Source organism: Mesorhizobium sp. 01N446 (assembly GCF_056399285.1).
On the sequence record NZ_JBFTRA010000010.1, the window covers coordinates 109614 to 131053 of the forward strand.

25 protein-coding genes are annotated in these 21440 nt (G+C 63.8%); 11 read left to right on the forward strand and 14 right to left on the reverse strand.

Annotated elements, in window-relative coordinates:
- Positions 1-10 precede the first annotated feature (10 nt).
- Together AC1DPX_RS29520 and AC1DPX_RS29525 are read left to right on the forward strand one after the other, a co-directional pair.
- The gene (locus AC1DPX_RS29520) at positions 11-436 is read left to right on the forward strand and encodes a cupin domain-containing protein (protein WP_477241105.1); all 426 of its coding nucleotides are present in this window, start codon (positions 11-13) and stop codon (positions 434-436) included.
- A 34-nt stretch (positions 437-470) separates the two neighbouring features.
- Entirely contained in the window at positions 471-764 is a 294-nt protein-coding gene (locus AC1DPX_RS29525) for a hypothetical protein (protein ID WP_477241107.1), read from the forward strand.
- A 103-nt stretch (positions 765-867) separates the two neighbouring features.
- Here AC1DPX_RS29525 and AC1DPX_RS29530 read toward each other — a convergent pair whose 3' ends face one another.
- From AC1DPX_RS29530 to AC1DPX_RS29540, 3 genes are read right to left on the reverse strand one after another with little or no spacing between them, the layout of a single operon-like run.
- Entirely contained in the window at positions 868-1542 is a 675-nt protein-coding gene (locus AC1DPX_RS29530; protein WP_202357681.1) for a lysoplasmalogenase family protein, read from the reverse strand.
- The gene (gene yddG, locus AC1DPX_RS29535; protein WP_477241109.1) at positions 1539-2432 is read right to left on the reverse strand and encodes an aromatic amino acid exporter YddG; all 894 of its coding nucleotides are present in this window, start codon (positions 2430-2432) and stop codon (positions 1539-1541) included. Before yddG ends, AC1DPX_RS29530 begins: the two co-directional genes overlap by 4 nt.
- Positions 2433-2474: 42 nt before the next feature.
- On the reverse strand, positions 2475-3263 hold the full coding sequence (locus AC1DPX_RS29540) for a DUF3108 domain-containing protein (protein ID WP_477241111.1): 789 nt from the start codon (positions 3261-3263) through the stop codon (positions 2475-2477).
- A 259-nt stretch (positions 3264-3522) separates the two neighbouring features.
- On the opposite strand from AC1DPX_RS29540, the gene rpmB reads away from it, so the two are divergent.
- From rpmB to AC1DPX_RS29555, 3 genes are all read left to right on the forward strand, one after another.
- The gene (rpmB, locus tag AC1DPX_RS29545; RefSeq protein ID WP_010911765.1) at positions 3523-3819 is read left to right on the forward strand and encodes a 50S ribosomal protein L28; all 297 of its coding nucleotides are present in this window, start codon (positions 3523-3525) and stop codon (positions 3817-3819) included.
- Positions 3820-3998: 179 nt separating this feature from the next.
- Positions 3999-4679, forward strand: a complete 681-nt coding sequence (locus AC1DPX_RS29550; protein ID WP_202357678.1) for a queuosine precursor transporter — start codon at positions 3999-4001, stop codon at positions 4677-4679.
- A 3-nt stretch (positions 4680-4682) separates the two neighbouring features.
- Positions 4683-5357, forward strand: a complete 675-nt coding sequence (locus tag AC1DPX_RS29555) for a spermidine synthase (protein ID WP_202357677.1) — start codon at positions 4683-4685, stop codon at positions 5355-5357.
- A 22-nt stretch (positions 5358-5379) separates the two neighbouring features.
- Here AC1DPX_RS29555 and AC1DPX_RS29560 read toward each other — a convergent pair whose 3' ends face one another.
- The 6 genes from AC1DPX_RS29560 to AC1DPX_RS29585 all read right to left on the reverse strand — a co-directional run bounded on the left by AC1DPX_RS29560 (position 5380) and on the right by AC1DPX_RS29585 (position 11542).
- The gene (locus tag AC1DPX_RS29560; protein ID WP_202352490.1) at positions 5380-5868 is read right to left on the reverse strand and encodes an SRPBCC family protein; all 489 of its coding nucleotides are present in this window, start codon (positions 5866-5868) and stop codon (positions 5380-5382) included.
- Entirely contained in the window at positions 5865-6233 is a 369-nt protein-coding gene (locus AC1DPX_RS29565; RefSeq protein WP_477241113.1) for an ArsR/SmtB family transcription factor, read from the reverse strand. Before AC1DPX_RS29565 ends, AC1DPX_RS29560 begins: the two co-directional genes overlap by 4 nt.
- 173 nt (positions 6234-6406) lie before the next feature.
- Positions 6407-7435, reverse strand: a complete 1029-nt coding sequence (locus tag AC1DPX_RS29570; protein ID WP_477241115.1) for an esterase-like activity of phytase family protein — start codon at positions 7433-7435, stop codon at positions 6407-6409.
- On the reverse strand, positions 7432-9330 hold the full coding sequence (gene cobT, locus AC1DPX_RS29575; RefSeq protein WP_477241117.1) for a cobaltochelatase subunit CobT: 1899 nt from the start codon (positions 9328-9330) through the stop codon (positions 7432-7434). Before cobT ends, AC1DPX_RS29570 begins: the two co-directional genes overlap by 4 nt.
- Before the next feature lie 457 nt (positions 9331-9787).
- Positions 9788-10774, reverse strand: a complete 987-nt coding sequence (gene cobS / locus AC1DPX_RS29580) for a cobaltochelatase subunit CobS (protein ID WP_095204006.1) — start codon at positions 10772-10774, stop codon at positions 9788-9790.
- Between the two features lie 123 nt (positions 10775-10897).
- Complete coding sequence (locus AC1DPX_RS29585) at positions 10898-11542, reverse strand: J domain-containing protein (RefSeq protein ID WP_477241119.1); 645 nt, start codon at positions 11540-11542, stop codon at positions 10898-10900.
- Between the two features lie 159 nt (positions 11543-11701).
- On the opposite strand from AC1DPX_RS29585, the gene AC1DPX_RS29590 reads away from it, so the two are divergent.
- On the forward strand, positions 11702-12004 hold the full coding sequence (locus AC1DPX_RS29590) for a BolA family protein (RefSeq protein WP_477241121.1): 303 nt from the start codon (positions 11702-11704) through the stop codon (positions 12002-12004).
- Between the two features lie 28 nt (positions 12005-12032).
- Here AC1DPX_RS29590 and AC1DPX_RS29595 read toward each other — a convergent pair whose 3' ends face one another.
- From AC1DPX_RS29595 to AC1DPX_RS29615, 5 genes are all read right to left on the reverse strand, one after another.
- Complete coding sequence (locus AC1DPX_RS29595; RefSeq protein ID WP_477241123.1) at positions 12033-13586, reverse strand: acetolactate synthase large subunit; 1554 nt, start codon at positions 13584-13586, stop codon at positions 12033-12035.
- A 149-nt stretch (positions 13587-13735) separates the two neighbouring features.
- Entirely contained in the window at positions 13736-14536 is an 801-nt protein-coding gene (locus AC1DPX_RS29600) for an alpha/beta hydrolase (RefSeq protein WP_477241124.1), read from the reverse strand.
- Between the two features lie 85 nt (positions 14537-14621).
- Positions 14622-15512 (reverse strand): HlyC/CorC family transporter, encoded by an 891-nt coding sequence (locus tag AC1DPX_RS29605; RefSeq protein WP_202357671.1) that lies wholly within the window; start codon positions 15510-15512, stop codon positions 14622-14624.
- Between the two features lies 1 nt (position 15513).
- The gene (gene aroB / locus AC1DPX_RS29610) at positions 15514-16650 is read right to left on the reverse strand and encodes a 3-dehydroquinate synthase (protein ID WP_477241126.1); all 1137 of its coding nucleotides are present in this window, start codon (positions 16648-16650) and stop codon (positions 15514-15516) included.
- Complete coding sequence (locus AC1DPX_RS29615) at positions 16647-17252, reverse strand: shikimate kinase (RefSeq protein WP_477241128.1); 606 nt, start codon at positions 17250-17252, stop codon at positions 16647-16649. Before AC1DPX_RS29615 ends, aroB begins: the two co-directional genes overlap by 4 nt.
- 211 nt (positions 17253-17463) lie before the next feature.
- On the opposite strand from AC1DPX_RS29615, the gene AC1DPX_RS29620 reads away from it, so the two are divergent.
- The 5 genes from AC1DPX_RS29620 to AC1DPX_RS29640 all read left to right on the forward strand — a co-directional run bounded on the left by AC1DPX_RS29620 (position 17464) and on the right by AC1DPX_RS29640 (position 21428).
- Positions 17464-17616: a hypothetical protein gene (locus AC1DPX_RS29620; RefSeq protein WP_015315495.1), complete on the forward strand. Its 153-nt coding sequence runs from the start codon at positions 17464-17466 to the stop codon at positions 17614-17616.
- A 24-nt stretch (positions 17617-17640) separates the two neighbouring features.
- Positions 17641-18558, forward strand: coding sequence for a site-specific tyrosine recombinase XerD (locus tag AC1DPX_RS29625; protein WP_202357668.1), 918 nt, complete (start codon positions 17641-17643; stop codon positions 18556-18558).
- Between the two features lie 98 nt (positions 18559-18656).
- Positions 18657-19607: an acetyl-CoA carboxylase carboxyltransferase subunit alpha gene (locus tag AC1DPX_RS29630; RefSeq protein WP_202357667.1), complete on the forward strand. Its 951-nt coding sequence runs from the start codon at positions 18657-18659 to the stop codon at positions 19605-19607.
- Between the two features lie 241 nt (positions 19608-19848).
- Positions 19849-21180 (forward strand): L,D-transpeptidase family protein, encoded by a 1332-nt coding sequence (locus tag AC1DPX_RS29635; protein WP_477241130.1) that lies wholly within the window; start codon positions 19849-19851, stop codon positions 21178-21180.
- A gap of 8 nt (positions 21181-21188) precedes the next feature.
- Positions 21189-21428 carry a sulfurtransferase TusA family protein gene (locus AC1DPX_RS29640; RefSeq protein ID WP_202357665.1) on the forward strand — a complete coding sequence of 80 codons (240 nt, stop codon included), beginning with the start codon at positions 21189-21191 and terminating at the stop codon, positions 21426-21428.
- Positions 21429-21440: the final 12 nt, after the last annotated feature.

Here is a 21440-nt window from a genome sequence, read left to right on the forward strand (position 1 = left end):
CATTCGACCAATGACCAGTTCCGCGGAAATCATCGCGACACTCGGACTGAAGCCGCATCCGGAAGGCGGCTGGTATGTGGAAACCTTTCGCGACGCAGCCGGCGGTGCGCGAGGTCATTCGACCGCCATCTATTTCCTTTTGGAACAGCACCAGCTTTCGGCCTGGCATCGGGTCAAGGATGCCGCCGAGGTCTGGCATTTCCACGCCGGCGCGCCGCTGGCGCTGTCGATGTGGGAAGAAGGGTCAACCGTGATCGAGCAGGTGCTCGGCATCGAGCTCGCGGCGGGCGAACGGCCGCAGATCGTCGTGCCGGCAGGCTGGTGGCAGTCGGCGCGCAGCCTGGGCGAATGGACGCTGGTCGGCTGCACGGTCGCGCCGGGGTTCGATTTCGCCGCCTTCGAACTGGCCGAACCGGGCTGGCAGCCTGGAGAATGACCCCAAGGACAGACGCCATTCAGGGCACGTCGACATGAATGACTATCGGCTGCCGACGCGAAACAAGCTGCTCATTGCCGCCTTCGTCGCGATCTGCGTAGCCGGCCTTCTGTTGCGGCCCATTTATCCGAAAAGCATCTTTGTCGCGCTGTTTTTGGACGGTGTGTTTCTTGCGGCCTATGTGATCTTCTGGTCTTGGAAATTGTTTCAGGAATGGAAGCAAACCCCTACACTTCAAAAACGCCTTCTCGTCATGATTTTTCTCATCGCCCTCGGTGGATCCTTGTGCATGATATACATGACACTGCGCTCCATCTTGACGCAATGAACTGTAGTAGCCGCCTTCCATCGAAATCGGGCGGTGGATCAGGACTAGCTGCTGAGCATCATCAGCATTGGGCGTTTCCCTCCATCGGATCCGACGGCAAATCCTACCCCAGCAGGAACCCAAGCGTAATCCCCAGTTGGGCGGCGTAATACAGCCCCCAAATGGCGAAGCGCATCCACGTACGATGCGGCGAGATGGCCGCCACCAGAAACTTCTCCGTGGCGAGCAACCCGTCCGAGGCCATGAACAGCACGGCGCCGGCGATCACCCAGGCGCTGTTGGTGGTCAGCGCCGCCACGCCCATCGCCAGGATCGCCACGACATAACAGGCGATCGGCACGCGCAGGCCGGGGCCGACACGACGCCAGAGCGCCGCCAGCATGACGATCACGAACACCGCCAGTGCCAGCGCGATCGCCCCGCGCCAGGATTCGGCGCCAAGCAGCCCCAACCCGCCGCCGCTGCGCAGGAACAGCGCGATGTAGACGATGTGGGCGATGAGGAAGCTGGCGAGCCCGCCGAGAAACGCCTTTTCGCCGTCACGCGACAGGAAGGCGTCGCCCACCGCGCTGAGCGCCAGGGCCGCGACCAGCAGCAGCGGGCCGCCTTGCAGCCCCGAAAGCACGGCCAGCATCGCCACCGCCAGCGTCTTTGCCGCCGAGCGGGCGAGGCTCTGCGGCATGCCGAGCGTAAAGGCGTAGATCACCGCCGCAACCAGCGAGAAGATCAGCGTCGCATTGGCATTGGCGTCGATGCCGCCGGCAAACGGCATGGTCATGCCCCGGCTCCGCTCTCGACTGCCGCCGGCTTGCGCAGGAACAGCGATTTCGCCGCCAGGGCGGCGCCACCGGTGATGAGCACGCAGGCGGCAAGGATGCGCAGCGACGGCTCGGCGACGCCGGCCACGATCAGCACCAGCGTCGAGAGCAGCGGCGCCGCGTAGCTTGCCGCGCCCAGCACCTGGATGTTGCCGCGCTTGACGCCGATGTCCCAGGCATAGAAGGCCGCCCCCACCGGCATCAGGCCAAGCCCGAGCACGGCCAGCCACTGGCCGGCGCCATTTGGCAACACTGTCTGTTCCAGCGCCAGATGGCAGACGAGCGACAGCACGGCGGTCGCCGCGCAGAACCAGGTGACGATGCTGGTCGGCACGGAGGGAAAGCGCCGGGACAACAGCGAATAGGACGACCAGAGCAGCGCGCAGACGGCGGCCATGGCGTAACCGAAGGCGTAGCGCGCGTCGAAGGCCAGCCCGCCGCCCTTGGTGACGATCAGCACGGTGCCGGCCAGGCCGAGCAGCGCGCCGACGACATGGTTCCACGCCAGTTTTTCGCCCGGCATCAGCGCCGATCCGAGCACGATCAGCAGCGGCCACAGATAGGCGATCAGGCTGGCCTCCACCGCCGGCGCGTTGCGCAGCGCGGTGAAATAGAAAAAGTGGTAGCCGAACAGGCCGGCAATGCCGATCACCCAGACTTGGCGAGGGATTTTCTGGCTCTTCTCCGCGGCCGGCATGAATAGCCGCGCGACAAGCCCGACGCCGGTGCCGATCGAGAAGGTGATCGCCGACAGAAGGAACGGCGGCACCTTGCCGGACGCATCGGTGAGCAGCGCCAGAAGTGCCCACATGGCGACCGCTGAAAAACCGATCAGTGTTGCGCGCGCCATGCCCCCTCCGGTGGCGCGCCCTGCTCCGTTTCCAGGGCGGCCCTATTGTACCGCTTCGAAACGCCCGGCGCTGATGGTCAAGGTGCCGATCTGCGTTCCAACCGTGGCGTGGATTGGCGCATATACTCCGGTTTGGCCGAGCGGTGCAAACGTTACCATCATGCGGCTCTTGTTCCTGAGATAGTTGAGCGCCTTGCGGCCCTTGCGATAGCCGGCCACCGGCTCGAAACCCATCCGGCAGGTGATGGTATCGCCCTTGTAGCCCGGCACCGAGATGGTGCCTTTCGAATCGTAGGTCAGCGTCAGGTCGGCGCGCATCTCGCCGTCATAGAATTTGACCTTACGGCCGCAGACCTGGTCGAGGCTGTCGGCATGGATGACGGTCGCGGCCATCGGATCGAGCACCGATGCAAGGTCGCCGGCACCGATCGGCACCCAATCATTGGGGTCGCGCTTGCCCGGCGGCGGAATGACCTGCGTCGAAGTGACGGCGCCATTGGCAAAGCGAATGTCGATCGCGGAAACCTTCTTGCCGGAGGTATAATCGGCACGAAATGCCTCCGGCACCATTTTCTTGCCGGAAATCGTGCCCTTGGACGAGATCGTGCCGCGCGTGTCGTCGAACAGTTTGGCAAGGCCCGCCGATTTGACCGTGCCGTCGATCGCGTAGGCGCCGTTCTCGTAATGGCTGGAGAAGGTCGATCTCGCGATCGAGAGACCAAAGAACGACACCGTGTACTCACCCTTGAAGGATTGCGGCGAGGCAGCCGACGCGGCGGACGGCAAGGCGATGGCAAGCACGGCAACAAGTGCGTGAGGCAAACGAGGCATGGCGGGATCGGATCCTTGATTTTCGGCCGGAGGCGGGCAACTCCGGTCTGGCATGTCCCTGTCGGACTGCTTATAGGATGAAATCCGGCCTTAATGTGAAATGCCGGGCGCTTCCATGGCAAAGCCGGAGCTTGACGCCCCGGCGAAATGCAACTATGGAACGCCAACTTTTTCCATAAGGCCGCCTGACCAGAACCGCGCGCCACCCGGCGTGGGCACAAAGGTTTGGCAGGTCCCGAGAGAATTGAAGGTTAGAATTATGTCCCGCACCTGCGAACTCACTGCCAAGGCAGTCCAGACCGGCAACAATGTGAGCCACGCCAACAACAAGACCAAGCGTCGCTTCCTGCCGAACCTCGTCAATGTGACGCTGATTTCGGAAGCGCTGAACCAGAATGTGCGCCTGCGCATTTCGGCCAACGCCCTGCGGTCGGTCGAACATCGCGGCGGCCTCGACGCTTTCCTGGCCAAGGCCGACGTCAAGGAACTGTCGCAGCGCGCGCGTCTCTTGAAGAAGCAGATCGCCAAGAAGCTGGCCGAACAGGTCGCTGCCTAACACCGGATCAAGGCGGGGGACGACCGCCGGGCTAACCTCTTGTTGGCCTCTGGCCAACATCGTGTTGGCCCTAGGCATCGGATTAGATCCGCAAGGTTCGCCAATCCGGTGCTCAAATACGAAGCGAGCATGCCCGACGGGCATGATGCTCCGCTGGTTCCATTACCCAGGATAAAAAAATGACTTCCTTCTCGCGATATCTGCCCTTCGTGGCCGCCATGGCGCTTGTCGTCGTGGCATCGAACATTCTCGTGCAGTTCCCGATGCAGGGTCAGATCGGCGGCCTGTCGCTGGCCGACCTGCTCACCTGGGGCGCTTTCACCTATCCGTTCTCCTTCCTGGTCACCGACCTTGCCAACCGCCGCTACGGGCCTTCCGTGGCGCGCCGGATCGTCTTTGTCGGCTTCATGACGGCGGTGGTCTGCTCGATCCTCGTCCCGCCCTTCCTGTTCCGCCATGGCCTGATCGAATTCGAGACCGCGGCCGACCGGCTGGTGCGCATCGCCGCCGCTTCAGGTGCCGCCTTCCTGTCCGCGCAACTGCTCGACGTCACCGTGTTCAACCGGCTGCGCCGTCAGAGCTGGTGGAGGGCTCCGATCGTCGGGACGCTGGTCGGGTCGGTCTTCGACACCATGGTCTTCTTCACCGTCGCTTTCTCGGCCGCTTTCGCCTTCGCTGGCCCGAACGACAGCTTTGCGCTGGAGACGGCGCCGCTGATGGGCGTCTTCCACGTCGAGGCCATGCGCTGGGTTTCCTGGGCGCTCGGCGACCTTTCGGTGAAGCTGATCATCGCCGTGGTCGCGCTCATCCCCTACCGGCTGCTCGCCGCGCGCTGGAGCCAGCCGGCAGTCGCGGCCTAGACCGTGATACCCTGGGTCCAGCTCGATTCGGCAAAGACCGGGGATGGTGCCCAGGAGCTTCGGCTCAAGCGGCGCGGCAGCGAATTCTCGATCATGCTCGGCACCAATGAGCTGATGAACAGCCGCCTCAGCGGCTCCGAGCAGGCGCTGGCGAAACTGTCCTGTCAAAGGATTGCGGACCATCGCCAGCCGAGGATCCTCATCGGCGGCCTTGGCATGGGGTTCACTCTGCGTGCCGCCTTGGCCGAACTCGACGAGGATGCCGGCATCGTTGTCGCGGAGCTGGTGCCGGCGGTCGTGGCCTGGGCACGCGGCCCGATGGCGGACGTGTTTGGCGGTTGTCTCGACGATCCCCGCGTCACCATAGAGGAGACCGATGTCGGGCAATTGATCCGGTCCGGGTCCGCGGCCTGGGATGCCATCCTGCTCGATGTCGACAATGGCCCCGAAGGCATCGTCCACAAGGGCAATGACGCGCTCTATAGCCTCGCCGGCCTCAACGCCTCGCGCACCGCCCTCAAGCCGGGCGGCGTGCTTGCGGTGTGGTCGCAAGGCCCGGACAGCGGCTTCGCGCGGCGGCTGAAGCAGGCAGGCTTCGGTGTCGAGGAGGTCAACACGCGCGCCAACGGCAAGCGCGGCGCGCGCCATGTCATCTGGATCGCCACCAACGGCTCCTGAATGAAGCCGTGGTAAGGCGGCATTAGGCTTTCGACCTCTGAAGCTCCGCGGCAAGGGCCTCCAGCAGCCCACGGGTCCCCTCCTCCCGCCCCTTGGCGGAATCGACACCATCGAAGAAGGCGCCCTGCTCAGTATAGGTCAGCCTTGTGCCATCGCCCGAGGGCGTCAGCTCAACCGTGGTCAGCGATGCCGACATCGGCTGCGGCCCTATGGCCATCCTGTAGGAAAACACGATGCGCTGGTCGGGAACGATGTCCTGGAACTGCGCGTCGAGCCTGATTTCCGGGCCGCCGCCATAGCTAAAGCGCGACACCTCGCCACCACCGACGCGGAAATCGAAGCTGAATTCGGCGACGGTAAAACCGTCGCCGTCGACCCGCCAGCGCCGCACCGTTGCCTTGTCGGCGAAGGCATGGAAGACGCGATCCGGCGATTGCGGGTACGTGCGCTCGATGGTGAATGTGGAGTGGATGACGGAATGCTCGTCTTTCACGGACGCGATCTGGTTCATGTCTGGTCGTCCTTTTCCTGGTCTTGAACTTTCGGGGATGATTGATCCGTCTCGGCCAGAATCTCACCGAGTCGGTCGAGGTGGCGTTCCGCCGGAATGCGGCGCTCCGCAATCCAGTCGGCGAGCGGAGCGAGCCCGCCCGGTTCGATCCGGCAGGTGCGCACCCGCCCGATCTTCTCGCTGCGGATCAGCCCGCAGGCCTCCAGCACCTGCAGATGCTGCAAGACGGCGGCGAAGGTCATGCCGAAAGGCTCCGCCAGCTGGCTGACGGTGGCCGGTCCGCGGCTCAAGCGTTCCAGGATCTGGCGGCGGGTCGGCTCGACGAGCGCGCGGAGGATGCTGTCGATCTTGGAATAGTCAAGCATGGACTTGAGTATTCCGCCAACGACGTCAATTGTCAAGTCATGACTAAAGTATTTTGACGAAGCCTGGACACCTCCCACGCCCCAAAAAGCGGAAGGTTGCGGCGAAGGCGCGAAGGAAGAACGGGCATAAGGACGCCGGCGCGCGGCCCGAACATAGCCGTGTATGGCCGGGCTCAATCCTGGTGCAGGATGAATTCCAGATAGAGGTTGCGCTGCAGGATCGAATGGTTGTCGTCGGAGATCAGCGACACCATCAGCGCGCCGTCATCGCGGGTCCAGACGTCGAGGCCTTCCATATTGTCGATCTGGTAGCCCATGTCGGCGTCCAGCAGCACCGGCCCGTCGGCGACGGCGCCCTTCTCGACACTCTCGCCATAGATACGCCGCAGCCGCATCTTGAGGCCGCCGGCCATGGTGAAACTGCGCTCCAGCAGCAACAGGTCGCCATCCGGCAGGAAGGCGCCGTCCGTGATGTCGAAATCGCCATTGCGTTTGACGGTGAAGACGCCCTTGTGCGGCCCTTCGATGATGGCGGCATAGATATTACCGGCCTTGTCCAGGCTCTTCTCCGAGACCACGACCAGACCGCCCTCGTGCTGGCCATAAGGATTGGCATGGGTGACGGTCTCGAAGCCGCGGTTCTGGCGCAGCTCGCGCGCCGGCACCAGGAAATCCAGCTGCCGGTATGGCCCCTTCATATCAGTTGGATCGATCTTGAACTGGGCGACGCGCTGGTTGCGCTCGAAACCGACCGTGGCGACGCCATCCTTGACCGCGAGGCCTTCGGCATCGACTTCCCATTTCTCGTCGATCGGCTGGCCGCGCTGGTCGACCATCTGCTGCATGCGGAAGTTCTGGATGCCGACGGGTCGCCGGTCGGCATCGCGGGCCACCGTGCCGAAGAACCAATAGCCGGTGTCGGCCACGCCAATGAAATCGCTGCCCGCTTTCAGAAAGCGGAAGGCCGACAGCGCGCCGAAATCGCGGGATTTCGAGGTCATTTCCAGGCCGCCGACGAATTCGAGCGAACCGAACTGCCTGTCGGCCTGGCCAATGCGGAATTCGGTGATCGGGCGGGCCGAGACCTCGATCGGTTCAACCGCGGCCGGACCGGCCGCACCGGCTGACGCCGACGCCACGCCGGCGAACAGGGCGATGGCGGCGAAGAGCGTTTGCCGAAACCCGCCGCACGAAAAGATCATCCGGCGCGCCGCATGCCGCCGCGCCGCGTGTCGCGCGCGCTTTCCTCGGCAAACAGCGAGGCCAGTTGCTCGGTCATGGCGCCGGCCAGTTCCTCGGCATCGACGATGGTGACGGCGCGCCTGTAGTAGCGCGTGACGTCGTGGCCGATGCCGATGGCCAGTAATTCCACCGGCGAGCGCGTCTCGATCAGCTCGATGACGGCGCGCAAATGGCGTTCCAGATAATTGCCCGGATTGACCGACAGCGTCGAATCGTCGACCGGCGCGCCGTCCGAGATCATCATCAGGATCTTGCGCTGTTCGGGCCGGGCGATGAGCCGGTTGTGCGCCCACAGCAGCGCCTCGCCGTCGATGTTTTCCTTGAGCAGGCCTTCGCGCATCATCAGGCCGAGATTGCGCCGGGCGCGCCGCCACGGATGATCGGCGGATTTGTAGATGATGTGGCGCAGATCGTTGAGGCGGCCGGGGTTCGGCGGCTTGCCGTCCTTCAGCCATTTTTCGCGCGCCTGCCCGCCTTTCCAAGCCCGCGTGGTGAAGCCGAGGATCTCAACCGAGACGCCGCAGCGTTCCAGCGTGCGTGCCAGAATGTCGGCGCAGGTGGCGGCGACCGTGATCGGCCGGCCGCGCATCGAGCCCGAATTGTCGAGCACCAGCGTCACCGCCGTGTCGCGGAATTTGGTGTCGCGTTCCTGCTTGAAGGACAGCGGCTGCATCGGATCGATGACGACGCGCACCAGCCGCGCCGGATCGAGATAGCCCTCTTCCAGGTCGAAATCCCAGGAGCGGTTCTGCTGCGCCATCAAGCGGCGCTGCAGCCGGTTGGCAAGCCGCCCGACGACACCGGACAAATTGGCCAGTTGCTTGTCGAGGAAGGCGCGCAGCCGGTCGAGCTCTTCCTCTTCGCAAAGCTCTTCGGCGCCGACCGTCTCGTCGAAAGCCGTGGTGAAGACCTTGTAGTCGATTTCCTTCGGCAAATTGGTGAAGGGATTATCGTTGCGGCGCGCCTCGCCGGGGGTCTCGGCATCGGCGTCGTCATCGTCGGACAGATCGTCGGCGGTGGCGTCGGAGGCCTCCGTCTCGGACGACTGTTCGTCATCGGCCGACGCCTCGGCATCCTCGGACTGCGACTGCTCGGAGCCGGAATCCTCTTCCCCGCCCTCCTCGCTCTGCTCCTCGCCTTGCGGCTGGTTGTCGTCATTGTCCTCGGAATCTTCCGTCTCCTGGTCGTCGCCGAGTTCCTCGGCCATTTCCATGGAGGCGAGCATCTCGCGCACGACGCGGGCGAAGGCCTGCTGGTCGTCGAGCTTGGCCGACAGCCCATCGAGGTCGGCCTTGGCCTTTTCCTCGACCCAGGGCCGCCAGAGCTCGACCAGCCGCTCGCCGCTCTTGGGCACCGGCCGGCCGGTCAGCTTCTCGCGCACCATCAGGGCGAGTGCTTCCTCGATCGGCGCGTCGGCCTTGTCCTTGACGTCGACGAGGTTGGCCTTGGCGTATTTGTCCTCCAGCATCGAGCCGATATTGTCGGCGACGCCCTGCATGGCGCGGCTGCCGATCGCCTCGACGCGGGCCTGCTCGACCGCGTCATAGATGGCACGCGCCGCCTTGCCTTCCGGCGCCAGCTTGGTGTGGATGCGCGCATCGTGGCAGGCGCGCTTCAGCGCCATGGAATCGCCGAGGCCGCGGGTGATCGCGATGTCGGTCTTGGAGGCCTTTTTCGGCAGTTCGGGCAAGCGCGCCCGGCTGCCGGCGAGCGCCGGCCGATCCTTGGCGAAGCCGACTTCCATCTCCTTGTCGCCGGCAATGGCGCGCATGCAGACGGTGACGGCGCGCTTGAAGCTGTCTGCTTCAGACCCCGTCTTCGACTTGTTGCGCGTGTTGTCGCCCGGACCCGCCACTTACAGTACCTCTTCTCCGGCCGCTACTATTTGCTGTTTCACCACGGCTTCCTGTATGCCCTTGAGACCTTCTGGCTTGCTGTTGTCACAAGCCGACGTGCCTGGCTCTCCGAACCTCAGGTACCCTAAACTCGAAACAGCCCGTGATCGAACGTCGATCTGCCATCCGGACAAAATCGCGCTGCCGCTCAAGCACGTCGCATAAACACAGGCCACTCTGACCGTACTGCCGTTCTTGCGAGCGTCCGCGCAGGATGCTCCGCGTTCAGTCATCTCCCGCGCGAAAAAACTCTGCGATTGCCCTAACTGTTTAAGACGTACGCTCCCGTCCGGTCCCTCAAGGGTGTCAAAAAATTCAAAATCCGTCCCGGGCCTTATCGTCAGGGTAGAACAACCAGCCAGGATTGCGAAAGAAATGCCCGCAATCAGCCTCGGTTGAAGCCGCCGATCCAAATTGTTACCCCAGCACCACGTTGGCTGCGCTCTCGGGCAGATCCTCACCGAAGGCGCGCTGGTAGAACTCGGCCACCACCGAGCGTTCGAGCTCGTCGCACTTGTTCAGGAAGGTCAGCCGGAACGCCATGCCGATATTGCCGAAGATTTCGGCATTCTCGGCCCAGGTGATGACGGTACGCGGGCTCATCACGGTCGACAGGTCGCCATTTATGAAGGCCGAACGCGTCATGTCGGCGACGCGCACCATCTTGTTGACGATGTCCTTGCCCTTGTTGTCGCGGTAGTGCTTGGCCTTGGCCAGCACGATGTTCACTTCATTGTCGTGCGGCAGATAGTTCAGTGTGGTGACGATCGACCACCGGTCCATCTGCGCCTGATTGATCTGCTGCGTGCCGTGATAGAGGCCGGTCGTGTCGCCGAGGCCGACCGTGTTGGCGGTCGAAAACAGCCGGAACGCCGGATGCGGACGGATGACGCGGCTCTGGTCGAGCAGCGTCAGCCGGCCCGACGATTCCAGCACGCGCTGGATGACGAACATCACGTCCGGACGGCCGGCGTCATATTCGTCGAAGCAGAGCGCGACATTGTGCTGATAGGCCCAGGGCAGGATGCCGTCGCGGAATTCAGTGATCTGCAAGCCGTCCTTGACGACGATCGCGTCCTTGCCGACGAGATCGATACGGCTGACATGGCTGTCGAGATTGACACGCACGCAGGGCCAGTTGAGGCGGGCGGCGACCTGTTCGATATGGGTCGACTTGCCGGTGCCGTGATAGCCCGACACCATGACGCGGCGGTTGTAGGCAAAGCCGGCAAGGATCGCCAGCGTCGTCGCCTTGTCGAACAGATAGTCCGGATCGACGTCAGGCACGTGTTCGCTGGTTACCGAATAGGCCGGCACCACCATCTTGGAGTCGAAGCCGAATTTCTCCTTCACCGACACCGTCGTGTCGGGCAGGTTGGCGATGTCGCGATCGACCTTGTTCATATCTCTCAACGTCTCCACGGGCGAAACGTCCCGTTTCGCCGGCAATCGATTTTGTTCGGGGGCGGTCTTAGAGCCTTTTCCAACCTTATGAAAGTTGGAAAACGACACAAACCGTAGGGTCGCTCAGCACAGGCCCGCCTGTTTGAGCACGCGATAGGCCTGCAGCACATCGCGGAACCGGTCTTCCGAACCTCTGTCGCCACCATTCGCATCCGGATGGTGACGTTTCACCAGTWCCTTATAGCGCGCCTTGATATCCTTGCCAGTCGCCTTTGTATCAAGGCCAAGCGTTTCCAGCGCCTTGGCCTCAAGCGGCTTGGCCTTGCGCTCGCGCGCCTCGCGCGGATCCTTCGGCCCCTTGAACAGGTCGAACGGGTCGCGCATGCGGTTGTAATAGCCGGCGCGGCCGGAGCGCATCTGCGCCATATCGGGTGACGCCATACCGGGAGAGGAGCGCGTCGAGGCGCCGTTGACGCCCATCTTCCAGGTCGGCCGATGGCCGGTCATGGCTTCCTTCTGGAAGCGCGCAACCTCGGTGTCCGGCACGCCGGAAAAATAGTTGAAGCCCTTGTTGTACTCGCGCACGTGGTCGAAGCAGAAGCGGAAATACTCGCCCTCCTTCATGCGCCCGACCGGCGCGCGATGGGTGCCCGGCTCCTTGCAGCCATCCCACTGGCAGATCGGCGAGTGCGACTTCAGCTCCGCATCCTTCTCCGGGCGGATGCGAATCTTCTCGAAATATTTGGGATACGGCTTCATCTCACCCATTTATGGGGCGTTCGCAGATGCGAAACAAGAATTGACATTTTCGCGATCATCGCCCTAACCGCTGAATCGCGGCATAAAGCAGGCGAATGGCGGATTTAGTTGCGCGCTGACGCGGCCCCAGGCTGGCGCGCCAGCCATATGTGGTGAATGGAGACGGCAATGTCCATACAGGCGACCATGGAAGACAAGCTCAACAAGGCATTTTCGCCCGAGCGGCTGGTCATCATCAACGAAAGCCATCTCCACGCCGGCCACCACCACCACGGCTCGGACCATCACGGCGCTTATGACGGCACCGGCGAGACGCATTTTCGCGTCCGCGTCGTCTCGTCCGCCTTTGCCGGCATGAGCCGCATCGACCGCCACCGCGCCGTCAACGACCTGCTCGCCGACGAATTGAAGGCTGGCGTGCATGCGCTGGCGATCGAACCGGCGGCGCCCGGCGAAAAGACGCGCTGGTAGGTCGGATCCGCCCGCCTCGGCTGGGCCGTCAGATCACCGCTTCGATCAGGAACGGCCCGCGCCGCGACAAGGCGCTGTCCAGCAGCGCGTCGAACCGCTGGCAGGTGTCGGCCCGTGCGGCCTCCACACCCATGCCCTTGGCCAGCGACACCCAGTCCAGCGCCGGATGGTCGAGGTCGAGCATGCGCCTGGCATTCTCGCCGATCGCATTGACGCCGACATTCTTCATCTCGCCATGCAGGATCGCGTAGGTTCGATTGGAAAAGACGACCGTCACCACGTCGAGATTTTCCCGCGCCTGCGTCCACAGGCCCTGCACCGTGTACATGCCGCTGCCATCGGCCTCCAGATTGATCACCTTGCGGTCGGGACAGGCGATTGCCGCTCCTGTCGCCATCGGGATGCCGCCGCCGATCGATCCGCCGGTGCCCATCATGTAGTCATGCGGCGCGGCAAAAGCCGACAGGGCGAAGAAACGCCTGGCCGAGGTGACCGCTTCGTCGCAGACGATCGCATTGTCCGGCAGCTTGCGCGCCACCGACAGCGCGATGGCATCCTCCGTCAGCCCGCCGCTCGGCGCAGCCTCGTCAGGAAAAGCGGTTGCGAAGTCAGCCTGTTGCGATGGTTTGACGCCGAGTTCGTCGCGCAGCGCCTCCAGCGCCGCATGGAGGTCCTGCCCATGGGCGGCCAGCGTCAGCACCCGGCAGTCGTCGCGGACGAGCCGTCCCGGTTTTCCCGGATAGGCGAAGAAGGCGACCGGCTCCTTGCCGCCGACCAGTACAAGCACGTCGATATCCGCGAGCAGCGCCGTCGCCGCATCGATCGGATAGGGGACGCGTGTCGGCGCAACGCGCCCGCGCCCGCGTTGCATGCGCGCGATCAGGACCTCGCCGAACAGGCGAACGTCGCAGGCCGTCGAGATCTGGCCGGCGATCTCGAGCGCATCCGCACGTGCCGCCCGGCCACGCACGATCATGCCGACACGGCCCTGAGCGGCACGGATCGCCGCGGCGGTCTCGCGTACCGCATCCATGTCGACCTCGGGCGGCGGTGAAAGCACGACCTTGCCGGGCGACGCCGGGGCAGCATCGCCCCAGGCGGCATCCGCCGGCAGGATCAGCGTGGTGACGCCCGGCGGCGTCAGCGAGGCGCGAAAGGCCGCCTCCGTGGCCGGCTGGACGTCTTCTGGCCCGGCGATGCGGCGAACCCAGTTGCACATCGGCGCCGCCAAACCTTCGATGTCGCTGGTCAGCGGCGCGTCGAGCGGCAAGTGATAGGAGGCGTGGTCGCCGACGATGTTGATCATCGGGCTGAGCGCACGCCGGGCATTGTGCATGTTGGCCAGCCCATTGGCCAGGCCAGGGCCGGTGTGCAGCAGCGTCGCGGCCGGGCGGTCGGTCATGCGCGCATAGCCGTCGGCCGCACCCGTCACCACGCCCTCGAACAGACCGAGCACGCAACGCATCTCGGGCTTGCGGTCGAGCGCGGCGACGAAGTGCATTTCGGAGGTGCCAGGATTGGCAAAGCAGACCTTCACGTCATTGGCCAGCAGCACGTCGCACAGCACATCGGCGCCATTCATGCATTTCTCTCCCATCCGGCGATCAGCGGAATTGCGTCAAAAACCGGCAGATGAAGCAATTGCACTCACGGATGTCCGCACGGCAATATCCCGCCGCTGCTTTTGGCATGAGCCAGTGACAGCGATGGGCGAGTGGAAATCGGCCGCGATCAACCGGCCGTCGATTTCAGGAATGCCAGCGCGGCGGCGGTCAGCGCGTCGCCATCCCTGCCGAAATCGTGATTGATCGACATGTGCGTGTACGCGCTGCCGTCGAACAGGGTGACTTTGGTCCCGGTGGCGCGCAGGCGCTCGGCAAAGGCCTTCGACTCCTCGCCACGGCCTGACGCTCCCGAATAAGCGATGAAGGTCGGCGGATGCTTGCGGCCATCGACATAGCTCGCCGGCGACAGTGCCGCCCATTGCGAGGGGTCGGAAAAGACGCGCGCATAGGCTCGCACCATGCCGCCGTTCTTCTGAAGCGCTACGAGATTATAGGCCCTGGTGTCGTCGAGCAGCAGCCCGGCGACGCCAGGCAGTCCGCCGCGCATACCGGTCAGCGCGATCAGGTGGCAGCCGGCCGAATGGCCCATACCGACAATGCGGTTGGGGTCGCCGCCATGCGCCGCGATGTTGGCCCTGACATAGGCATAGGCCTTTTCCACGTCATTGGCCTGGGTGGCGACATCGGCCTCAGGCAGCATGCGATAGTCGATCGAGACGAAGCAGAAGCCGTTGGCGAGCAGGAAGGCCGGCTTTGCGCCAACCTGGCTGCGTTTGCCGAATTCCCAGGCCCCGCCATGGACGAAGAAGACGACCGGCAGGCCGCTGGCGCCATCGGGCGCATAGATGTCGAGCTTGGCCGGACCGTAGTCGAAAGTTTTGGGTGATGGCGAGGATTGGCGCGCGAACGTCGCGACCGGCAGAAAGGCCGCCATCGAAGCCAGAAGCAGGGTTCGCCGATCGATCATCATCTTCTCCTGACCGCCCGGCGCAAAATGCACCATGGCGCGGCGGAGTTCCAATGAAGGATCGGTAACGTGGCCTGTGACGGCGCTATGCGACCGGCCTGATCCTCAACCGGGCGATGCGGTTCTTGTCGCGCTTCATGACGATGAAGCGCTTGCCGTGGAAGGTAAAGGCCTGCTTTTCCTCGGGGATCGACTGCGCCTCGTGGATGACGAGGCCGGCAATCGTCGTCGCTTCCTCGTCCGGCAGGTTCCAGTCGAGCGCCCGGTTCAGGTCGCGGATCGGCACATTGCCGTCGACCACGACGGAGCCGTCGGCCTCCTGCTTGACGCCCTGGATGTCGACATCGTGCTCGTCGGCGATCTCGCCGACGATCTCCTCGATGATGTCCTCCAGCGTCACCAGACCCTCGACCTCGCCATATTCGTCGACGACGACGGCAAAATGCGCCTTGCGGCGCAGGAAGGCATTGAGCTGTTCCTGCAGCGTCGTGGTGTCGGGCACGAACCAGGGCTTCGAGGCGATCTTCATCACGTCGATCTTGGAAAAGTCGTTGCCGACTTCGTTCAGCGCACGCAGCAGATCCTTGGCGTGCAGTACGCCGACAATGTTGTCGAGCGAGCCCTTCCACAGCGGCATGCGTGTGTGCGGGCTCTGCAGGATCTCGCGCACCACCGCCTCCGGCGCATTGTCGGCATTGACCGAGCGCATATTGGTGCGGTGGACCATGATGTCGGAGACTTCGAGCTCTTCGAGATCGAACAGGCCGCCGATACGGTCGCGGTCCTCGCGCACCACCTGGCCGTCGCGGCGAAAATCGTCGACCGCGCCGCGCAACTCGTCCTGGCTGGAGCGCTGCGGCTCGATGCGCGAAAGCTCGTAGCCGAACATGGCGAGAAGGCGCGTGCGCACGGCAACAACCAGGAGGATGAGGATGGCAAGGACGGCGACGACGACCCAACCCGTCTCGTTGCCCATCTCAGTCGGCTTTCCGGTTGGCTGGATGGTTTTCCCTGAGGAACGACAGCACTTCCGAAGCCGGCACGTCCTTGGCAATGAAAGCCTGGCCGATGCCGCGCGTCAGGATGAAGGTCAGCGCCCCGCGCGACACCTTCTTGTCCTGCGTGATGAATGAAAGCAGCGCTTCGGCATCGGGCAATTCGCCTGGAATATCGGACATCCGCCAGGGCAGGCCGACGGCGCGCAGATGCGCCTCGACGCGCGCCGCGTCGTCGGGGCTGGCCAGATTGAGCCGCGAGGAAAACCGATGCGCCAGCGCCATGCCGATGGCGACCCCTTCGCCATGGACGAGCCGGGCGCCGTCATACTGCGTAGCGGCTTCGAGCGCATGGCCGAATGTGTGGCCGAGATTGAGCAGTGCCCGATCGCCGGTCTCGAACTCGTCGCGTGCGACGACATCGGCCTTGGCGCGGCAGGCTTCGGCAATCGCCTGCGCCCGCTCCGGTCCGCCGGCGAACACCTTTTCCCAGTTCGCCTCCAGCCAGGCGAAGAATTCCGGCCGGTCGATCAGCCCGTATTTGGCAAGTTCAGCATAGCCGGCGCGGAATTCGCGGATCGGCAGCGTGTCGAGCACTTCCGTGTCGGCCAGCACCAGCCTGGGCTGCAGGAAGACACCGACAAGGTTCTTGCCGCGCGGGCTGTTGATGCCGGTCTTGCCGCCGACCGAGGAATCGACCTGCGCCAGCAGCGAGGTCGGGATCTGCACGAAATTCATGCCGCGCCGCACGATGCCGGCGGCAAAGCCGGTGAGATCGCCGATGACGCCGCCGCCCAGCGCGATGACGACATCGCCGCGCTCCAGCCTGGCGGCCAGAATGCCGTCGACGACCTCTTCGAGATGGGCAAAGCTCTTGGTCTTCTCGCCAGGCGGCAACGTGATGACGGTTGGCTGGATCCCGCCCTTCTCGAGCCCTGTCTTCAGCGTATCGAGATGCGCGGCGGCGACATTCTCGTCGGTGACCACAGCGGCGCGCGTACCCGGCAGCCGGCGCGAAATCTCCTCGCCCGCGCGTGACAAAAGGCCTGAACCGATCAATATGTCGTAGGCCCGGTCGCCAAGCCCGACTTCGACGGTGACTGGCTGATCCGCTCTCACGATTCGACCTCTCCCGTCGCTGCAATCTCATCGATGCCGAAATGCCGGCACAGTGCGTCCAGCACCTCCGCCGCGATAACTTCCTTGCGGTCGTCGCGGGTCGGCACGGTAACATCCGATGTCGCGTAGACCGGGTAGCGCTCGCCCATCAGCCGCTCCAGCACGGCGCGGGGGTCAGCACTTTTCAACAGCGGCCGGTTTTGCTTCTTCGAAACCCGCTCCATCAGAAGATCGAGCTCCGCCTTCAGCCACACCGACACGCCATGCGCGGCGATCGCCTCGCGCGTCTGCGCGTTCATGAAGGCGCCGCCGCCGGTCGAAAGCACCTGCGGGCCATTTTCCAGCACGCGCAGGATCACGCGCTGTTCCAGGGCCCTGAACTCGGTCTCACCATAGCGTTCGAACAGCTCCGGCACGGTCATGCGCGAGACGCTTTCGATCTCCTGGTCGCTGTCGATGAAAGGCAGCGAAAGCATCGTCGCCAGCTTGCGCCCGATCGCCGTCTTGCCTGCGCCCATCAGGCCGACAAAGACGATCGACCGGCTGCCCAGTCGGCCAAGCAGCGCTGAGTGGCTCTCGCCTGGAGGATTTGCCTGGGTCATCAGCTGTTTCTTGGGCCCTCTTTGCCGGCGTATCGACATGAAAAGCCGGTTTGCGTCAAGCGTGCCGAGCACGGGCAAGCCTATATCTGCCGGGGGAAACCCGCATCAGAAGTTGCTAACAGGCCTCCGCTTCTTCCTTGAATTGGCCGGATTGGCGTCCCATAAGGGCACAGGGTTTGGAAACGCAGAACAAGAAGACGGGCGAAAATTGATGCCGACACTGTTTCGCTTTGTCGTGACCCTCGCGATTCTGGCCGGCATTGCCTATGGTACGATGTTCGCGCTGGTGATGTTCGTCGAGCCGAAAAAAGCGGAGATGAGCGTGCGCATCCCGCCGGAAAAGCTGAACCCCAAGAAAAACTGACCTGAAGAAAACCGATCCCCAAGGATGAACAGCGCCGCCCGCATCGAGGCCTTCCTGGAAATGATGAGCGCCGAGCGCGGCGCCGCCGAAAACACGCTGTCCTCATACCGACGCGACCTCGAAGACGCTTCCACCGAGATCGATGGCGGACTTGCCGGTGCAGGTGCCGCCGATATCCGCGCCTATCTCGACGACATCGCCGCGCGCGGCTTCGCGCCGACCTCGCAGGCGCGCAAACTGTCGGCGATCCGCCAGTTCTTCAAATTCCTCTACGCCGAAGGCCTGCGCACCGATGACCCGACCGGCACACTGGACAGCCCGAAAAAGGGCCGACCGCTGCCCAAGACGATGAGCGAGGCCGACACCGGCCGGCTGATCGACCGCGCCGCTGTGGAAGCCGGCGATGCCGGGCTCGGCTACAGCGACAGGCTGGCAGCGCTTCGCCTTCACGCGCTGGTCGAGGTGCTTTACGCCACCGGCCTGCGCGTTTCCGAACTGGTCGGTCTGCCGGTGACGGTTGCGCAGCGCGACGACCGTTTCTTCATGGTGCGCGGCAAGGGTGACAAGGAGCGCATGGTGCCGCTGTCGGCCAAGGCGCGCACGGCAATGCGCGCCTGGCTTGCCGCCCGGACCGCAGTGCCCGCTTTCGCCGAAAGCCCGTTTTTGTTTCCGGCTGCCTCCGACAGCGGCTATCTCTCGCGCCAGGTCTTTGCCCGCGACCTGAAAGGGCTGGCGGCACGAGCCGGCATCGCCTCGGCCAAGATATCGCCGCATGTGCTGCGCCATGCTTTCGCCAGCCATCTCCTGCAGAACGGCGCCGATCTCAGGGCGGTGCAGCAGCTGCTTGGCCATGCCGACATATCGACGACACAGATTTACACCCATGTGCTGGAGGAGCGGCTGGTGCGGCTGGTCAACGATCATCATCCGCTTGCCGACTAGGCCTCATATCGCTATGTGAGGACGACATTTCACCGCCGGGAGCCTTGGTTTCAAGGGTTCCGCAGTCCTTGCCTTCCGAAATATCGGTCCGCCCAAGCATGTATAATTACCTCGATTTCGAAAAGCCGGTGCAGGATCTGGAGCTCAAGATCCTCGAGCTCAAGAAGCTTGCCGAGAATGGCGAGGCGGTCGATGTCGCCGATGAGATCGCCAGGCTGGAGAAGCGTTCCCACGACGCGCTGCGCGAACTCTACAAGGCCCTGACACCATGGCAGAAGGTGCAGGTGGCACGCCATTCCGACAGGCCGCACTGCGTCGACTACATCAAGGGCCTGTTCAGCGATTTCACGCCGCTGGCCGGCGACCGCAATTTCGGCGATGACCAGGCGATCGTCGGTGGCTTTGCCCGCTTTCGCGGCGAGCCGATTGCGATCATCGGCCAGGAAAAGGGTTCGGACACGACGAGCCGCCTGAAACACAATTTCGGTTCCGTGCGCCCCGAAGGCTACCGCAAGGCGGTGCGTTTGATGGAGCTTGCCGATCGTTTCAAGATCCCGCTTCTGACGTTGGTCGACACCGCTGGCGCCTATCCCGGCGTCAGTGCGGAGGAACGTGGCCAGGCCGAAGCCATCGCGCGCTCGACCTCAGCCTGCCTTGGCCTGAAAGTGCCGTCGATCTCGGTGGTCATCGGCGAAGGCGGTTCGGGCGGCGCCATCGCCATCGCCACCGCCAACCGCGTCTACATGCTCGAACATGCCATCTATTCGGTGATTTCGCCTGAAGGGGCAGCCTCGATCCTGTGGCGCGACACCACCCGCTTGAAGGATGCGGCGACCAATATGAAGATCACCGCGCAGGATCTTCTGCAATTGAAGATCATCGACGGCATCATTCCCGAGCCGATGGGCGGCGCCCAGCGCGCGCCCGAAACGGTGATTGCCGCGACCGGCGACCTCATCGCCAAGACAATGAAGGAATTTGCCGGCGCCAACACCGACTTCCGCGAACAGCGCCGCGAGAAATATCTGGCGATGGGCCGCAGCCTCTGACGGTCCTCTGACGGCGGAACAAGGCCGTCGGAACCCCTCCCTCGCGGCAATATGGCGGCAATGAGCAATTTCGCCACAAAAATGCCGCCGGATTCGCGTCAATGAAATTGCCGTGAGGGGTTGGTCGAAGCTTGCGGTAAGGAATTTTCAAGGTTAACGGGCTTACGGTCCGTCGGTGTTCAGCATACGGGCTCGGCAGTTTCGAAGCCATTGGCCCGAGGGAAAAGACATAGCCGTATCCATGTTTGCCAAGCTCGCCCGCACCGGAGTCCTCGTCGCCTCGATAGCCGTCGCCGGCTGCAATGATTCGTCGATGAAGGACTTTGCCCCTGAAGCCAACAAGCCGCTGCCGGACAAGATCCTGGCCGACATGAAGGCCAAGGGCATGGTGCGCACCTCCTCGGTGATGGCACGCATCTTCAAGGAAGAGGGCAAGCTCGAGATCTGGAAGGCCAAGACCAATGGCCGCTACGACATGGTCGCGAGCTACGACATCTGCAAATGGTCGGGCAAGCTGGGTCCCAAATACACCGAAGGCGACCGCCAGGCGCCGGAAGGCTTCTACACGGTCCGCCCGTCGCAGATGAATCCGCGCTCCAACTACCACCTGTCCTTCAACATCGGTTTTCCAAACGCCTATGACCGCGCCAATGGCCGCACCGGCCAGAATTTGATGGTGCACGGCGCCTGTTCGTCCTCGGGCTGCTATTCGATGACCGACGCGCAGATCGAGCAGATCTATGCCTTCGGCCGCGACGCCTTCCAGGGTGGGCAGACGGAATTCCAGGTCCAGGCCTTTCCGTTCCGCATGACCGCCGCCAACATGGCGCGCTACCGCAACGACCCGAACTACGAGTTCTGGAAGATGCTGAAGGTCGGCTACGACAATTTCGAGGTCACCAAGGTTCCGCCGAAGGTCGACGTCTGCGAGAAGCGCTACGTCTTCAACCAGGTCGCCGCCGATGGCCAGACCTTCGATCCGACCGGACCGTGCCCGGCAACCACCCAGCCGGATTCGCTGAAGAGCGCCTACAACGCCTATCAGAGCAGCTACGACGCGGCCTTCAACAGCGCGCTCAAGGCAAGTGTGCCGCCGCCGAAGCCGACCATCGCCGGCGTCAAGGAAGCCAGCATCGTCTCCGACTGGTCGAAGCGCCGGGCGCGCGGCGAGCGCGTGCCGATCGATCCGCCTTCGCTCAATTCCGACGGCTCGGTGACCGAGACGGCGCGCATGGGCCGCATCGATTCGCCCGCCGGCCGCAAGATGGCGGCACTGGAGGCCGAAAAAGCCGCCAAGCAGAAGGCCGAGGAACAGAGGCTGGCCACCATAGAGGCCGCCAAGCAGGCCAAGGCGGCCGCAAAGGCACAGGCGCTGGCCGAAAAGGAAGCGGCCAAGGCGCAAGCCGTGGCGGCAAAGGAAGCAGCCAAGGCCGCCAAGGAAGCCCCGGTCGCCACCGCCACCATCGCCGCCCCGGCGGCGGCCGCGCCGGAAGCCGAAACGCAGGCAGCGAGCGCCGATGAGAGCCGGGTGACAAAGCTGAAGAACAAGCTGCTCGGCATGTTCGGCGGCTGAGCTTGGTCTTGGCCAGGGATACCGCTATCTACGACCTGAAAGGGCTGAATTGCCCTTTGCCGGTACTGAAGGCAAAGAAGCGCCTGGCCGGGATGGAGCCGGGCAGCCGGCTCTGGCTCGAGACCACCGATCCGCTCGCCGTCATCGATATTCCCGCCTTCTGCGCGGACGCCGGTCACCAGCTGGTTGAAACGGCCGCGATGTCAGGCGGCCACCGATTCCTGGTCGAGCGCGGCGAGACCGCCTGAATTCGATGTAAA

Coding starts and splice junctions, on each gene's coding strand:
- rpmB (WP_010911765.1), top strand. CDS start 3,523: ATGTCCCGCACCTGCGAACTCACTGCCAAGGCAGTCCAGACCGGCAAC.
- AC1DPX_RS29570 (WP_477241115.1), bottom strand. CDS start 7,435: ATGATCTTTTCGTGCGGCGGGTTTCGGCAAACGCTCTTCGCCGCCATC.
- AC1DPX_RS29530 (WP_202357681.1), bottom strand. CDS start 1,542: ATGACCATGCCGTTTGCCGGCGGCATCGACGCCAATGCCAATGCGACG.
- AC1DPX_RS29520 (WP_477241105.1), top strand. CDS start 11: ATGACCAGTTCCGCGGAAATCATCGCGACACTCGGACTGAAGCCGCAT.
- AC1DPX_RS29600 (WP_477241124.1), bottom strand. CDS start 14,536: ATGATCGATCGGCGAACCCTGCTTCTGGCTTCGATGGCGGCCTTTCTG.
- AC1DPX_RS29565 (WP_477241113.1), bottom strand. CDS start 6,233: ATGCTTGACTATTCCAAGATCGACAGCATCCTCCGCGCGCTCGTCGAG.
- AC1DPX_RS29615 (WP_477241128.1), bottom strand. CDS start 17,252: ATGACCCAGGCAAATCCTCCAGGCGAGAGCCACTCAGCGCTGCTTGGC.
- cobS (WP_095204006.1), bottom strand. CDS start 10,774: ATGAACAAGGTCGATCGCGACATCGCCAACCTGCCCGACACGACGGTG.
- yddG (WP_477241109.1), bottom strand. CDS start 2,432: ATGGCGCGCGCAACACTGATCGGTTTTTCAGCGGTCGCCATGTGGGCA.
- AC1DPX_RS29635 (WP_477241130.1), top strand. CDS start 19,849: ATGTTTGCCAAGCTCGCCCGCACCGGAGTCCTCGTCGCCTCGATAGCC.
- AC1DPX_RS29590 (WP_477241121.1), top strand. CDS start 11,702: ATGTCCATACAGGCGACCATGGAAGACAAGCTCAACAAGGCATTTTCG.
- AC1DPX_RS29625 (WP_202357668.1), top strand. CDS start 17,641: ATGAACAGCGCCGCCCGCATCGAGGCCTTCCTGGAAATGATGAGCGCC.
- AC1DPX_RS29595 (WP_477241123.1), bottom strand. CDS start 13,586: ATGAATGGCGCCGATGTGCTGTGCGACGTGCTGCTGGCCAATGACGTG.
- AC1DPX_RS29560 (WP_202352490.1), bottom strand. CDS start 5,868: ATGAACCAGATCGCGTCCGTGAAAGACGAGCATTCCGTCATCCACTCC.
- AC1DPX_RS29630 (WP_202357667.1), top strand. CDS start 18,657: ATGTATAATTACCTCGATTTCGAAAAGCCGGTGCAGGATCTGGAGCTC.
- AC1DPX_RS29540 (WP_477241111.1), bottom strand. CDS start 3,263: ATGCCTCGTTTGCCTCACGCACTTGTTGCCGTGCTTGCCATCGCCTTG.
- AC1DPX_RS29550 (WP_202357678.1), top strand. CDS start 3,999: ATGACTTCCTTCTCGCGATATCTGCCCTTCGTGGCCGCCATGGCGCTT.
- AC1DPX_RS29525 (WP_477241107.1), top strand. CDS start 471: ATGAATGACTATCGGCTGCCGACGCGAAACAAGCTGCTCATTGCCGCC.
- AC1DPX_RS29605 (WP_202357671.1), bottom strand. CDS start 15,512: ATGGGCAACGAGACGGGTTGGGTCGTCGTCGCCGTCCTTGCCATCCTC.
- AC1DPX_RS29620 (WP_015315495.1), top strand. CDS start 17,464: ATGCCGACACTGTTTCGCTTTGTCGTGACCCTCGCGATTCTGGCCGGC.